This window comes from Candidatus Binatia bacterium (assembly GCA_026415395.1).
Lineage (GTDB): Bacteria > Desulfobacterota > Binatia > HRBIN30 > HRBIN30 > HRBIN30.
Genome location: JAOAHD010000015.1, coordinates 41,082 through 55,992, shown reverse-complemented (window position 1 = coordinate 55,992; position 14,911 = coordinate 41,082). Strand labels below are relative to the sequence as shown.

Genomic DNA, 14,911 nt, shown 5'->3' with positions numbered 1-14,911 from the left:
TGTCTAAAGCTTCGCTGCAGGTTTGTTTGCACTCCGTGCCGCCAGTGCACGGGTCGCCGCTGTGCTCGCAGACACCAAGGCCGTCGCAGGTGTCGCTGCCGTTGCAGAACAGGCCGTCGTCACAGGAGGTACCTTGCGGGGGGTAGAAAACAAGCACACAAGAGCCTTGACCGTCACACTGGTCGATCATCCAGGGATTCTGATCTACGTCGCACGGGGTCCCGAAAGGTGGGTCATCAAGATCTTCGCATTGCCCCGTGCTCGGGTTGCACTGCAGGCCGGCCTCGCATGGAGGCGAGGCTGGTTGACACGTTACTGGTGTCCCCGGCTGGCACACGCCATTGTTGCAACTGTCGCCGGTGGTGCAGGCATTGCCGTCGTCGCAGGGTCCCTGCGGATAGGTGCACGTTTGTGGATCGCAGCCGCAAACCGGGTCCTGGCCTTGTTGCGGTTCGCACTCTTCGCCAGGTTCGACGACGCCGTTCCCACATGCTGCTCGGGTTTCGCAAAGCCCCAACTCGGAGTTACACAAGACATTTTGGACGAACTCTCCCTGTGCTTCGTTTGAGCAGTAATCTTGTGTGACTGGCGCGGTGCAGCCAATGAAGGTGGAACTCGCTCTCGCCTCGACGAAACCGAGGAGTTTCCGACCCACGCAACCGGGGGTCGTGCAAGCCTCGGAGCTAAAACTTGCACTTGCGAGGAATCCTGGTAGCGGGCAGCACCCGCACTGAGGTTTCAGATTCCCACCGGTACAATAATAGTTTCCATCAAATACCTGGCAACGCTCGCTTTGCGTACAAGGGTCGCCGTCGTCGCATGGTGCTCCTTCTGGTAGGGGTTCTCCTGCTACGCACTGGCCAGAGGATCACGTCTCCGTTCCGTTGCAGGGGTTGCCGTCATCGCATTCGACGTTGGCGCCGCAACCGTTGGCCAAGACCGGCGGTGCACCAACTGCTCCAATGACCAACAGACCCGCCGCCATCACGACATAACCGACGACGGCAGATCCAAGTTGACCCATCGCTCCCTTTGTCATGCTGCCCTCCTTTCGCCAGCCAGGTGCGACCGCCCGCGGCGTGGCTCATGCGGCTGACCGGCAAGCTCGCTGGCGCCTGGTGATAGTGAAACTGTGGCGATCCCTAGGGAAGAAGCGAGCGAACTTTTTTCGGCCTTCCCAGGGGTATCGCAAGCACTTCCGCAGAGGCCGGCTACGCAACCGCGGTGGCGAGTGGCAAGTTTGCGGCAACGGTTTTGGCGGGTTTGTGACGTCCGCGTTTGCTTTGGCGCACGGGCGCTTCCTGGTACGCCTCTTGCGCGCTCGGCTGACGCTCCTTCGTATGATGACTGTGTTCGCGAGCGATTGGCCCATGTTGACGGCGCCGAGTTGCGCTTCCCTTCACCGAAAGGCAACGACCGATGCAGCCCGCCACGAAATCTGATTCGTTGCGCCATTCACAACCGAATCCAGCGAGTGGTCCGAATCTGGCCGGGCTTGGCAATCGCCTTGTCGGTCTCTTTGCGAAACGCCTCCCTCGGCTCGAGTTCGCTGCCGAAGCGGCGAAGGTGGTGCAAGAGACAGTGAGAGCCACTGCAGTGGCTGTTCTGGGCTATGAAGCGCGCCGCGAGCGCTTGGTGCTCCTCGCTGCCGAGGGGTTGAACACCGAAGCCGTGGCCGCCCTTGGTGGTGGTGAGGCGTGTCTGTGGGATATTCCCCTGCGGTCATTGCGCAACCGACGCATCAGTATCATTGGGGATGCGCACAAAAACCCCTTTGTACCGCGGGCGTTGGCCGAAGTGGCACGTTTGGGCTTGACCATCGTCACTGTGCCTATTCTGCAAAACGAGCAGCCGGCAGGCGTCTTCCTCGTGTTTGCGGCAGGCAAGCGCTCCTTCAACGATGCTGACTTGTATACCCTGAGTCAGGCCTTGCTGGTTTGTGCTCCGGTGCTGCGCGATGCAGAAAGCAGTGCCCCTGAGACCCATGCGCCCAGCCTGGAAACAGAGAAGGTACAAAAAACCCTGGCCAAGCTGGTTGCTGCTGGAGCCATTATCGATGCTGCTGCCACCGCCTCCGCCGCCCCCCCGCCCCTGCCCGAACCTCCACGGTGGCAGGAGCGTGGGGAAGCGGCCCGCGGGGCTCAGCAACAACCGGACACGGAGCTGCTTCGCTATGAGGAAGAGCTTGCAGCCCTTCGCCACGAACTCGAGCTGGCCAACGGACGCGTTCGCCAGTTGACCTTGCACAATCACTCGCTCCAGCGTGAACGCGACGAGTTGTTGCAGCAGTTGCGTGACCGCACCGGCGAAGAGGCTGCCGAGCTGGCCCGCCTACGTGCCGAGGTCGAGTCGCTCCAAGACCGACTTGTTGCTGCCGAAGCGGAACGCACGCGCACAATGCGTCTCGCTGAAGGGCGGGTGCAGGCCTTGCAGCAATCGCTGACCAATTTGCAAAAGGAGTGGGATTCCCTGCAGTCGCGCAGTGGCAGCACCGAGGCGCAGTTGGCCGAGTGGCAAACCTTGGCCATGGCAGTATTCGAAGAGCGCGATCGACTCGTCGCCCAAATCGAAACCCTGCATGCGCAACGGCGCGGCCTGGAAGAGGAAGTTGCGCGGCTGCGGCAGCAACTCGGCGAGGAAAGGGTTGCGTTGGAGGCCGATCGTGACGCGTGGAAGAGCGAGGCCGAAGCCGCTCGACATCAACTTGCCGCGCGGACCAAGGCAATCGCCCGCCTGGAGGCGGAGCTGCGGCGCACCACCGTGCAGCGCGACGGACTCGCCGAGCAGATCGCTCACCTCCGTGCGGAGTGGGAACGCCTAACCGCCCTCGCCGAGGAAGCACACGCGCAGTTTGCCGACAGCGAGACCGCCCGCGCGGCGGCGATGGCGGAGAACCAGGCGTTGCGGCAGGCGTTGGAGCAAGAACGGCAGCGCTGGGCGGAAGCGGCTGCGGCGTGGGAGCGCGAGGTGTCCACCGCGCGTCAAGAAGCCGATTCCTTTGCTCGTTTGGCAGACACGTTGAGGGTGCAACTCGATGAACAGGAGCGACTGCTCCGTGAAAGCCAGGACGCTTGGGAGCAAGTGCGCGCGCAACTGCTAGCGGCCCAAGCGGAGTTTGAGCGGGTTCGCGCGGAACTTGAAGCGAGCGAGGTTGCACGGGTCGAGAGCACAGCGCGCGTTGCTGAGTTGGAGAGGGAGCGCGATGCCTGGCTGAAGGAACGGCAAACGCTGTCGGAAGATCTGGCGAGCTGGCGGCGGCGAGTAACAGAGTTGGAGGCCGCCCATGCTGCGCTCGCGGCCCAGGCGCATGCGGCACTGGAAGCGCACGAGCACGAGCTCCAACAAGCGCGGGCGGCCGCCGCGCAGTGGGCCGAGCGCGCCGATGCGAGAGCCGAGGAACTGCGCGAGACAAGCCTGCAACTGCAGCGTGCGCTGGCCGAGACGAACTCCCTGAGCAACCAGCTCACGGAGCTGCGCAATCAGTTGGAGGCCGCACAGCGCGAACGCCAACGCTTGAGCGAGGAGCTCCGCCAACGTGAGGCGGCTTGGCGGCAAGCTGAAGAGGCAACGCTCGCACTCGAGGGCCGACTGCAACGGGAGCGGGCGCGTTGGGAAGAACAGGTTGGGTACTGGCAGCAGCGCCTGGCCAGCGTCGAGAACGAGCGAGACCAACTTGTGCAACAGATCGTGGACCGCGAGCAAGCGCTGCAGTCGTTGCAGCGCCGGCAAGAGCAGATGGCGGCCGAACTCGCGCAGTGGCAGCAAACCGCGGAACAGCAACGGCAGCGGCTGGCGGAGTTAGACAAGGCCCTCGACGATGCGCGGGCGGAGGCAGAGCTGGCGCGACAGGAAGTAGGCAGGCTGCGCGAGGTGCTCGAGCAGGCACGTGAACGTGCGCAAACCACCGAAGGAACGCTGCGTGCAGAGTTGGCCGCCGCACTGAGCGAACGGGAGGCGATGACGAATCAACTCCAGCGGCTGCGCGAACAGTACGACGCTCTGGAACGCAACTGGCAGGAGCGGGATGCGGAGGCCGAACGCTTGCGCCGCGAGCTCGCAGCCTTGCGGCAACAACTGGCCGACCGTGCCTTGCTGGCTGCGCGAGCGGAAACGTTGGCTACCAGGGTGGCGGAACTCGAAACTGAGCTGGCTGCCGCTCGAGCCGAAGCTGTTGGTGCAGAGCAACATTCCGCGTCGGAGTGGGAACAACGCATCGTGGCCTTGGAGAGCGAACTGGCGCGTGTGCGGAAGGAGGCGGAAAGCGCGGAACGGGCGCGCGCGGCGCTTGCCGAGGAACTCATGGTGGCGCGCAACCTCGTGGCGCAAACCCAGGTGGCCTCGGACCGCAAGCTGGCCTCTTTGCGGGAGGCGATGGAGCGCCTCGAAGCGGAGCGCAGCCGCTTGGAGGAGTTGCTCGCTCAGCGAGTTGCTGAGGCCGAAAGCCACGCCGCGCTGCTGGCATCGACGCAAAGCTTGGCCGAGCATCGCGCCCGGCAGTGTGAAGAGGCCGGCAAGCAGATTGCCGAGCTACAAGCTCGCTTGGCGGAAAGCACAAGCCAGGTGCGTACGACCGTCGAACGTGCGCAAAGTCTCGAGCAAGAAGTCGAACGACTCCGCGTAGAAATCGCGCGCTCTACTAGCCAGTTGGAGCTCCGTGAGCGCGAGCGCACGGAGGCCCTCAGCCGCGCGGCCGAGCTGGAGGCGCATTTGCGCGAGCTCCAAAAGGAAATTGCGGCGGATCGTGCGACTTGGGAGCAAGAGCAGCGCACGACGCAAGAGCAATTGGAAGAGGCGACGAGAGTCTTCCGGCAGCAAGAAGGGCAACTGGCGGCGCTGCGCGATGAGGTAGCGGCGTTGCAACAGCAGCTTGCAGAGGTCGCGCGCCACCGCGACGGGCTCCAGAAGCGGGTGAGCGAAACGGAACGCGCTTTTGCCGAACGGGTGCAGGCCCTGGAGACGCGGGCACGGAGCGCGGAGCAAAGCTTGCGGGAGATGCAGGCAGAAGTTGGCGAGCTGCAAGAGCGTTTGCAGCAACGCGAACGGGAGTTGGCCGCCGCGACGGAAGAACGCAGCCGGCTCCAATTTGAGCTTGCCCGCCAGGAAGAGCGGTACGAAGCTCTGGTTGCAGAGCAGGCAAAACTGCAAGAAGAGCTGGCCGCCGCGCGCGCCGGGCAGGGAGAACAGGTACAAGCCTTGTCGCACGAGGTGCAGCGCCTCCGTATCGAACACCGCGCTCTGCAACAAGAAAAGACGCTGTTGGAAGGTGCCTTGGCGGAGCATCAAAAGCGGACCCGCGACTTGGCCCAAGCGCACGCCGCAACGGTCGGCGAGCTCCAGGGGATTGTCGATCACTTGCGCAAACAAATTGCCGAACTCAATCAGGGGCGTGCACAACTGAGCGAGCGTCTGGATCGTGCCGAGCGCGAGTTGGAATCGTGGCGACAGGAAGCACAGCAACGAGCTGTGGAGTCGGCAAAGTTGCTTGAACGGTTGCGCGCTGCCGAGGAACAACTGCGGGCGAGCGAACAGCGGCGGCAAGCGTTCGAGCAGGAGCTGGACCGTTTGCGGTTGGAGGCAGACAACTGGCGCCGCCAGTTTGCCGAGCAGCAAGCGGAGCTGGAGCAGGCGCAAGCGACGGCGCATCAGTTGGCATCATTGCAGGCGGAGCTCGACGTGTTGCGGGGGGAGCTTGCGCGCAGCGAGCGGCAACGACAGGTGCTGCAAGAGGAGCGCGAATCGGTTGTGCGCGAGCGCGCGGAGATCTTGGCTCAATTGGAGGCGGAGCGACAGCGTTTGGAGGAGCAACTCCGGCAACTTGGCGAGGAGCGGAAGCGAGTCGAGGAGTTGCTCGCGGAACAACAGGGCGCGTTGGAGCACGAACGGGCCTTGGTTGCTGACTTGCGCTCCGAATACGAGCGCTTGCAAGCGGAAAAATTAACCAGCGAGGAAGAGCGGCTCGATCTGGCGACGTCGCTGGCAGAAGCAAAAGCAAAGCTCGAAGAGCTCGAGCGGAGCCTGAGTGACCGCGAAGAGGCACTAGCTCAGGCGGAAGCAGAGCGGGAAGAGCTGCTCGCGGCTCTGCGCGCAGCGCAAGAAGCGATGAGCCGAACGAACGGCGCCAACGGCGAAAGCCAGCGCGCGGGCGTGGTAAGCGTGGCTGCGGGTGAACTGGAGCTTGCGACGCGGGTGCAAGCGGTGCGCGAGCAGCCGGTCGCAGTGAGCGCGGGTAACGCAGCGGCATCGAATGGAGAGGCGGTACGCGACCTGGTAGTGCTCGATGCCGGGCGCCGCGCGGAAGAGGCAAGCGCTGCCCTGCGGGCGGCAGGGTTCGAGGTGCGGGTGGTGGCCCCCAACGAGGAAGGGATGCGGCACCTGCCGACCGCGGGCAGCGGTTGCGCGCTGATCAATTTAGGTGCGGGACCGCAGGCTTGGCGCTCGCTTTTGCGCATGCGCTCGGAAGCGCAATGGCGATCGTGGCGCATCTTGGCTTACGTCATGCCATCGAACGGGGACAAGGGCTTTTGCTTCGGCCGCGTGGAGTTCGACATGTGGCCGCTTGATGCTGAGCGGGCGCTTGCGGGTTTGGGCTGGCTTAGGCCGAAACTGAAAAAGTTGCTGGCGGTAAGCGCTGATGTCGATGCCATGAACAAGCTGCGCGAGCCGTTGTCCAAGGCTGGCATCTCGACCTCGATCGTTCTCGACGGAAAACAGGCGCTCGAATTTACCACCATTCTTGCGCCCGATGCCGCAGTGCTCCATCTGTCGCCGAGCACCGCCGGTGGCGCGCGCGCCATGGCCACGCTCCGGCAACAGGAGGCGACAGCGGAATTGCCATTGCTTGTGAGCCTCGACCCAGCACCGCCACGCGAAGATCATTTTTATGCCTCCACCGTCCGCGAGTTGCTGTTGAAAGGTTCGTTTACCTTCAAACAACTTCCCACGGCGCTCGCCACATTGCTGGCGTAAGGCACTGTTTCCGTGCAGCGGGGGTGAGCGAGGTGCGAGCTTAGCCTCTGCCTTAGCCGGTTTGGGCCGTCCCCGGTGCAATCGGTGCACTCTTGACTTTCGCCGCCGGGTGGGGAGTCCTGGCGTCGCCGTGGCGGACCCAGGGGAACGAACTGCAGAGCGCACAACCGGGGCAGCGTTAGGCTTGCGGTACCACGCAGAGCAGCGGCCACACGCGCTTGCGGTGTGGTCACCAGAGCGGCAGCTCAGCTACGCCACGCTTTACCGCCGCGCAAACCAACTTGCGCATGCGTTGCGCGCAGCGGGCGTCGGCCAGGGGGACGCCGTGGCGCTGGTGATGCACAATCGCGTGGAGTGGCTCGAAGCGATGCAGGCTGTGGGGAAACTCGGCGCCCGGGTGTTGCCCATCGGCTACCGCGCTAAGGGGCCGGAAATCGCCTATTTACTCAACGATGCCGGCGCCCGGATCCTCATCGCTGAGAACAGTTTGGCGGCAGAGGTCGATGCGGCATTGGCAGAGGCGGGGTTAACACGTGCTGTTTCCGTTTGGGTGGTCGGGGCAGAGCATCCTTGGCGAGGCGAGAGCTACGAGGCCTCGCTGGCCGCGCAGCCGGAGTGGGAGGCCGGCGATTTTCTTCCCGGCGGCGGGTTCGACGTGCTCGTGTACACGTCGGGCACCACGGGCCGGCCGAAGGCTGTCGACCGCCACGTCGATCCCAGGGAGAGCCCGCGGCAATTGGCGGCTGTGGCGCACATGTGGGGCCTAACCGAGAACGATGTGCATTTAGTGTGTGGTCCGTTGTACCACACTGCACCCGCAAGCTACGCCCAAGCGCACTTGCTCGTGGGTGCCACGGTCGTGCTGCAGAACAAGTTCGACCCGATCGCGGTCCTCGCGGCAATTTCCCAGCATCGGGTGACCACCACCTTCATGGTGCCCACCCACTTCGTGCGGATTTTGCAAGTTCCGGAGGAAACGCGCCGAACGTACGATCTAAGTTCCGTGCGCTTGGTGCTGCACGCCGCTGCACCGTGCCCGGTGGACGTCAAGCGAAAGATCATGGAAGTGTTCCCAGCAGGTTCGGTGGTCGAGTTTTACGGAGCGTCGGAGTCGGGGTTCACGCGGGTGACAGCAGAGGAGTGGCTCGAACGACCAGGGACGGTGGGTAAGCCGTGGCCCGGGCACGAGCTGAAAATTCTCACCGAGGACGGCCGCGAGTGTGCCCCGGGAGAAATTGGGCTTGTCTACGTGCGCAGCCCGAACATGAATTTTTCGTACCGTCATGCAGCGGACAAAAATGCCCAGGCCTTCCGCGAGGGTTGGTTCACCGCCGGAGATCTGGGTTACCTCGACGAGGATGGGTACTTGTTTTTAGTGGATCGCCGGGCCGACCTGATCTTGAGCGGTGGGGCGAATGTGTACCCGGCGGAGGTCGAGGCAACTTTGCTCGCACATCCGGCGGTCGGCGATGTGGCTGTGGTTGGAGTTTCCGACCCCGATCTCGGGAAGCAGGTCGTGGCGGTAGTGGAGCTGCGCAGAGGTTGGACTGTGGGGGAAGCAGAGTTGAAGGACTTTGCTCGAAAGCGGCTGGCCCATTATAAGTGCCCTCGTCGGGTGGTTTTCGTCTCGGAACTTCCGCGTGAGCCCACCGGCAAAATCCGCCGCCACGAGCTGGCCGCATGGGTTGCTCGCCTCCAATCGAGCTGATTGAGCCAAGCCTAGGCGCCTTGCCTTTTCTCCTACGGCTGCCGTAAAACCCAGTCGTGATGGTTGCACCCGCGGTAAAATTGACCTTTCGCGAGCGCATGCAGGGCCCATTTGCCAGCGGAGCTCCGACCCCCGATGTCGGAGCGAGCCAAGGTCGAGCCCGCGGTACGATTTTGCTGTTGGACCTGACGGTAACGATCGACAACCTCGATGAGTTCCTTGCCGCCGAACGCCATGTGGCGAAGCTGGATGGAACCGTGACGTGCCCCGACTTGGCGACAGCGCAGCCGATTTCCGATGGGGCGTTGGAAATGTACGTTGCCGACCCTGCCAAGGGGGCCAAGCTTTTGCGCTACACGTTCACGTTCAAAGGTGACGACGGGGCAGCGTACCATTTCCGGGGAGTCAAGGTGTTGCGCACACCCTTTCCATCGCTGCGTGCGCAAGTCACCTTGTTCAGTGAAATTCGTGTTGGCGGAGCGGACGGACCGCTGTGGGGTGCTGGCATCCTCACGTTTCGTTTGCGCGACTTGCCGAGCTTTTTGGCCTCGATGCGAGCGGAAGGCTGTTCGCGTGCACTTGCCTTGTGGCGCTTTGGTCGCTTCGCCCAACGCGAGCTCTCGCTGGCCCCAGCATGAAGGCTGCAGGCACGGCTGGCTCGCTCGCTTGCAGTGGGCAGGATGGGCGAACTGAGCGGTTCGGGGGCCAAGACCGGTTCCCGTCGTTTTGGCGTCGCTACGCTCTGGTATGGGAGCCGTGGCGTTGCGGTCGGGCGAGCCTGCGCGTGGCGCGAGTGGCGGACCTCGCGCGCCACGTGGATGTGGAAGCTTTGCTCCGCGACCCGCACGCCCCGGAGCCGCCATACTGGGCGCACCTGTGGGTCGGCAGCCGTGCGCTGGCGCGCTACTTGGTCGAGCATCCGTGGTTGCCTGCAGGGCGTTGCCTCGAGGTGGGGTGTGGCCTTGGGCTGGTTTCGCTTGTCTCCGCGCAAATGGGTGGTCAGGCGTTCGCCTTCGATCATGATGCCGACGCGGTCGGGTTGTGTCGCCTCAACGCCGTGGCAAACGACCTGCGGGTGCACCTTTGGCAGGGCGACCTGCAGCGCTTCGCTTTGCGAGAGCGGTTCGAGCTGATTTGTGCTGCCGACGTGACCTATGATCCGGCGTTACAAACTGCACTGCTCGACTTAGCTTGGGCAAGCCTCGGGCGGGGTGGCTGCCTGGTTGCGGCGGAATCGGTTCGTACCTTCGACCGCGCGTGGTTGGCCGAGGCGCAAGCACGGGGGTTTGCCGTGCATGAGGTGCGCGTGATGGAAATGGAAGACGCCCGGCCTGTAGAGGTTCGCTTGGTGGTCATGCGATGGCGCTGATTTGCCAATCGGTCCAGTGGAAAGGGGTGTGTCATGCACGGGCGGGAGCGTATGCAGCAGTTGCTTCTTAGAACCCAGGGGCCTTTGGTCATGGGCGGCATTTACGATGGCATCTCCGCACGCCTTGCCCACAATGCCGGTTTCGAGGCGATGTTCATTGGGGGTTTTAGTGTTGCCGCATCGCTCCTCGGAGAGCCGGACATTGGCTTGCTTACCCAAACGGAAATGGCCGATGCTGCCCGACGGCTGTGCCGGCTCACTGATCGGCCGGTACTGGTCGACGCCGACACTGGGTACGGCAGCGTGGCCAACGTGCAGCGCACCGTGGAGCTCTACCATCGGGCAGGTGCTGCTGGCCTGTTTTTGGAGGATCAGGTGTGGCCCAAGCGCTGCGGGCACATGCGCGGGAAGCAGGTGGTGGACGCCGACGAGTGGCTCGCCAAACTTCGCGCGGTGCGGGAACATCCCCTGGGCAACGAGTTATTTTTAGTTGCCCGCACCGACGCTCTTGCCGTGCTCGGCCTCGACGAGGCGCTCCGACGGGCCCGTGCTGCCCTCGAAGCCGGCGCCGACGCTGTGTTCGTCGAGGCGCCGGAGTCGATCGCGGAGCTTGGCCGCATCGGCCGCGAGGTGCCCGGGATCAAAGTGGCGAACATGGTGGAATTCGGCCGTACACCGCTGCTGAGCCCTGAGGAACTCTTCGCGCTTGGCTTCCAAATCATCGTGACTCCGCTGGCGCCGCTTCTCAGTGCTGCTCGAGCGTTAGCGGAAACGTACTCCCTGCTGCGCGCCGAGGGTACGCTGCGCAACCATCTGCAACGCCTCTTTCCGCTCGAGCGTTGGTTCGAGCTGGTCGGTTACCGCGATCCCTAGGCGGCTCGGTAACCTCGACGCCAGGGTTTTTGCTTCGGGCCGAGCAAATTCGAGAATGCCGTCGGCTGCGATCCATGCATGGACGTGGCGGCAAAGCTGGCACCGCAATTGATAGAGTTGCTGGCGATGAACTCGACTGCTGCCGGGAGTAAGCCGCGCAAGCTTGCCGGAATCGACCTCGACCAGGCTCCGTTTACGGTCATCTGGGAAGTCACGCGCGCGTGTGATCTGCGCTGCGTGCATTGCCGCGCGGATGCCCAGCGGCAGCGCGACCCACGCGAACTGACCACGGGGGAAGGAAAGCGCTTGCTCGCACAGGTGCGCGAGTTGGGAAGCCCCGTGTTCATTTTTACGGGTGGGGATCCGTTGCGGCGGCCTGACTTATTCGCGCTCATCGACCACGCCGTCGAATTGGGTCTGAATGTCGCCATCACTCCGAGCGGAACGCCGCTGCTAACCGCAGACGTCGTGCGCCGCTTCCGCGCTCATGGTGTGCGCCGGATGGGGCTGAGCCTCGATGGCCCGGATGCACCCACGCACGATGCTTTCCGCCAACAGCCGGGTTCGTTTGCGTGGAGTGTGGCCGCGTTGGGTGCGGCCCGAGCATGCGGCCTTGCGACCCAGATCAACACCACGGTAACGCGCCGCAATGTGCACCAGCTCGAACGCATGAGCCAGTTGGTCGGCGAGCTCGGCGCCGTCACTTGGAGCTTGTTTTTTCTGGTGCGGGTGGGGCGGGCGCAGGCCACGGATCAACTGACCGCTCAGGAGTTCGAAGACGTGTTCGCTTTCCTCTACGAGCTTTCGCAGCGAGTGCCGTTTCAAGTGCGAACCACTGCGGCCCCCCACTATCGCCGCTACGTGTTGCAACGGCAGGTGGCGGAACGCCGCCGCCAAGCAGCCGGCGTGTTGCCCTTGTTGGGTACCATCCCCCAGGATGCCCCGAACGATATGCCGGGGGCACTCCAGGGGGTTACCGACGGTCGTGGTCTCTTGTTTATCTCGCACATCGGCGAGGTGTACCCGAGTGGATTTTTGCCGCTGGTTGTCGGGCACGTGCGCGAGGCCGGGCTGGCTGACATCTATCGCACTTCACCCCTGCTGCGAGCCTTGCGTGACGTTCGGCAGTGGCGCGGAAAATGCCGCGAATGCGAATTTGCCCGCGTATGCGGCGGCTCGCGCGCGCGGGCCTTCGCTGAATTCGGCGATCCCCTCGCCGAGGAGCCGTTGTGCCTCTACCAGCCGCGGCAGCGAGGCCAGTGCAGGGCACTGTCGGGGCGCAGTGTCGGCTAATTCCGTGCCGGGTCGGGTTTTCCCGGATCGATACCGAAATCCTCGATTGCTTGCGCCACAATTTCCGGCGCCACCATCCCACGTTCGGCGAGTACCGAGAGCGCGGCCACGGTGATGCATTCGGCGTCCACCTCGAAGTAGCGGCGCAGGGTTTTCCGCTCGTCGCTGCGGCCGAATCCGTCAGTACCGAGCGCGAAGAGGCCTGCGGGGACAAACGGCGCGAGGGCATCGCCCAGCACCTTCATGTAGTCGCTGACCGCCACCACCGGGTAAGGTTCATCCGCCAGCACAGTTTCCAAATACGAGCGGCGCGGTGTGGCCAGGGGGTGCAGCATGTTCCAGCGCCGACAAGCAAGCGCGTCGCGCCGGAGTTCGGTCCAGCTCGTTACGCTCCACACGTGAGCGGCGATCTGTCGCTCGGCGAGCAAATCTTGCGCGCGGCAGGCTTCGCGCAAAATCGCACCGCTGGCGAACAAGTGCACGTGGGGCCATTCTCCCACGGGATCGGCGGCCTGCAGCTTGTAGCAGCCGCGCAAGATGCCTTCCCGCACCCCCTCGGGCATGGGCGGCTGCCGATAGAGCTCGTTGGTGACGGTGAGGTAGTAAAAGCAGTCTTCCTGCTCGCGGTACATTCGCCGTAGGCCTTCTTCGACAATCACCGCAATTTCGTAGGCAAACGCTGGATCGTAGGCATGCACGGTGGGTACGGTGCTGGCGAGCACGTGGCTGTGACCGTCCTGATGTTGCAACCCCTCGCCCGCGAGCGTGGTGCGTCCAGAAGTGGCGCCGATGAGAAAGCCCTTGCCGCGCGCATCGGCATTTTGCCAGATGAGGTCGCCAATGCGCTGGAAGCCGAACATGGAGTAGAAGAAGAAGAACGGAATGGTGTTCACTCCGTGCGTGGAATAGGCCGTGCCCGCAGCTTGGAACGAGGCCATGGCGCCGGCCTCGGTAATGCCTTCCTCGAGCAGTTGGCCGTCGGTGGCTTCGCGGTAGTAGGCAACCACATCGGAGTCCACCGGTTCGTAAAGCTGGCCCTTGGGCGAGTAGATGCCGAACTTGCGAAAAAGTGCGTCCATCCCGAACGTGCGTGCCTCGTCGGCAACGATGGGAACGATCAAGCGGCCGATTTCCGAATCGCTCATGAGCTGCCGCAGCATGCGCACGAGCACCATCGTGGTGGCGACCTCACGGCTCCCGGAGCCTTGATAATACTCCTCGAAGATCGACTTCGGTGGCGGCGGAAGGCTCACGATGTGCCGACGTCGGCTAGGAACGAAGCCGCCAAGCGCGCGGCGGCGCTCCAGCAAGTACTCGATCTCTTCGCTGTCCGCGGGCGGCTTATAAAAAGGAGTTTCGACGAGCTCGGCATCGCTGATGGGAATGCCCAACCGATCGCGAAACGAGCGCAGCTCTTTTTCGTTGAGCTTCTTCTGTTGGTGCGTGACGTTGCGCCCCTCGCCAGCTTCGCCCAGCCCGTAGCCTTTGATCGTTTTGGCCAAAATCACGGTTGGCCGCCCGCGGTGCTCGGTGGCCGCCTTGTACGCCGCGTAGATTTTTTCTGGGTCGTGTCCGCCACGACGGAGCTTGCGGAGCTTGGCATCGGTAAGATCAGCGACCAGCTCGAGCAGCTCAGGGTGAACCCCGAAGAAGTGTTCGCGGATGTAGGCACCGGACTCCACCGTGTATTTTTGGTACTGCCCGTCCACCACCTCGTTCATCCGTTGCACGAGCAGCCCCTTCTTGTCGCGCGCGAGCAGTGGGTCCCAATCGCTGCCCCAAATCACCTTGATCACGTTCCAGCCAGCCCCACGAAATAAGGCTTCCAGCTCCTGGATGATCTTGCCGTTGCCACGCACCGGCCCGTCGAGTCGCTGCAAGTTGCAATTGATGACCCAGGTCAGGTTGTCGAGTTCCTCGCGGGCTGCCAGTGTGAGTGCTCCCACTGCTTCCGGTTCGTCCATCTCGCCATCGCCCAAGAACGCCCATACCCGCCCGCCGTCGTGAGCAATCAGGCCACGGGCGCGCAGGTAGCGATTGAAGCGGGCCTGGTAGATCGAGGTAATGGGCGAAAGCCCCATCGACACGGTCGGGAACTGCCAGAACTCCGGCATACACCACGGGTGGGGATAGGAGGCGAGGCCCCCTCCAGGGGCAAACTCCCGTCGAAAGGCAAGCAAGTGCTGCTCGGTGAGTCGCCCTTCGAGGAAGGCACGGGCGTACACGCCAGGGGAGGCATGCCCTTGGAAAAACACTTGATCGCCGGGATAGTCCGGAGAGGGTGCGCGGAAGAAGTGGTTGAACCCAACTTCGAACAGCGTTGCGACCGACGCAAAAGTCGAAATGTGCCCGCCGATGCCGGGGTACTCTTTGTTGGCGTGGACCACCATCGCCATGGCGTTCCAGCGAATGATGTTCCGGATGCGGCGCTCGATCTCGAGGTCGCCAGGATACGGTGGCTGCTCCTCCACCGGGATGGTGTTGATGTAAGGCGTGTTGAGGCTCGCAACGATCTTCAATGTTCCGTGGGTGAGTTCCATGCCGTCGATTCTATCGCGCCTCTCCCTCCTTATCTATTGGACAACACATCCATGCCCGAAGTCGCACGGAGGTTAGGCCTGCGCGCTGGCCCGAGAGTGCCGCGCGATCGCGCCTCGCTGAGCCCGCGGCTACAGCCGCTGGCGCAAGGACAAATGCTGCCA

8 protein-coding genes are annotated in these 14,911 nt (G+C 63.5%); 6 read left to right on the top strand and 2 right to left on the bottom strand.

Annotation, left to right across the window (positions count from 1 at the left end; all coding sequences use genetic code 11):
- Positions 1-868: 868 nt before the first annotated feature.
- Positions 869-1,039, bottom strand: coding sequence for a hypothetical protein (locus tag N3C12_11720; protein ID MCX8073103.1), 171 nt, complete (start codon positions 1,037-1,039; stop codon positions 869-871).
- Between the two features lie 380 nt (positions 1,040-1,419).
- Here N3C12_11720 and N3C12_11715 point away from each other — a divergent pair, with 380 nt between their 5' ends.
- The 6 genes from N3C12_11715 (at position 1,420) to N3C12_11690 (ending at position 12,209) form a co-directional block, all read left to right on the top strand.
- Positions 1,420-6,966, top strand: coding sequence for a hypothetical protein (locus N3C12_11715; GenBank protein ID MCX8073102.1), 5,547 nt, complete (start codon positions 1,420-1,422; stop codon positions 6,964-6,966).
- A 130-nt stretch (positions 6,967-7,096) separates the two neighbouring features.
- Positions 7,097-8,674 carry an AMP-binding protein gene (locus tag N3C12_11710; protein MCX8073101.1) on the top strand — a complete coding sequence of 526 codons (1,578 nt, stop codon included), beginning with the start codon at positions 7,097-7,099 and terminating at the stop codon, positions 8,672-8,674.
- A gap of 56 nt (positions 8,675-8,730) precedes the next feature.
- Complete coding sequence (locus N3C12_11705) at positions 8,731-9,312, top strand: hypothetical protein (protein ID MCX8073100.1); 582 nt, start codon at positions 8,731-8,733, stop codon at positions 9,310-9,312.
- On the top strand, positions 9,309-10,043 hold the full coding sequence (locus N3C12_11700) for a methyltransferase (GenBank protein ID MCX8073099.1): 735 nt from the start codon (positions 9,309-9,311) through the stop codon (positions 10,041-10,043). The genes N3C12_11705 and N3C12_11700 overlap by 4 nt, the downstream gene beginning before the upstream one ends.
- 33 nt (positions 10,044-10,076) lie before the next feature.
- Entirely contained in the window at positions 10,077-10,916 is an 840-nt protein-coding gene (locus N3C12_11695; GenBank protein MCX8073098.1) for an isocitrate lyase/PEP mutase family protein, read from the top strand.
- 78 nt (positions 10,917-10,994) lie between these two features.
- Complete coding sequence (locus tag N3C12_11690; GenBank protein MCX8073097.1) at positions 10,995-12,209, top strand: TIGR04053 family radical SAM/SPASM domain-containing protein; 1,215 nt, start codon at positions 10,995-10,997, stop codon at positions 12,207-12,209.
- Here the strand turns inward: N3C12_11690 and aceE are convergent.
- The gene (gene aceE / locus N3C12_11685) at positions 12,206-14,749 is read right to left on the bottom strand and encodes a pyruvate dehydrogenase (acetyl-transferring), homodimeric type (protein MCX8073096.1); all 2,544 of its coding nucleotides are present in this window, start codon (positions 14,747-14,749) and stop codon (positions 12,206-12,208) included. The genes N3C12_11690 and aceE overlap by 4 nt on opposite strands.
- Positions 14,750-14,911 lie beyond the last annotated feature (162 nt).

Coding starts and splice junctions, on each gene's coding strand:
- N3C12_11720 (MCX8073103.1), bottom strand. CDS start 1,039: ATGACAAAGGGAGCGATGGGTCAACTTGGATCTGCCGTCGTCGGTTAT.
- aceE (MCX8073096.1), bottom strand. CDS start 14,749: ATGGAACTCACCCACGGAACATTGAAGATCGTTGCGAGCCTCAACACG.
- N3C12_11690 (MCX8073097.1), top strand. CDS start 10,995: ATGGACGTGGCGGCAAAGCTGGCACCGCAATTGATAGAGTTGCTGGCG.
- N3C12_11695 (MCX8073098.1), top strand. CDS start 10,077: ATGCACGGGCGGGAGCGTATGCAGCAGTTGCTTCTTAGAACCCAGGGG.
- N3C12_11715 (MCX8073102.1), top strand. CDS start 1,420: ATGCAGCCCGCCACGAAATCTGATTCGTTGCGCCATTCACAACCGAAT.
- N3C12_11700 (MCX8073099.1), top strand. CDS start 9,309: ATGAAGGCTGCAGGCACGGCTGGCTCGCTCGCTTGCAGTGGGCAGGAT.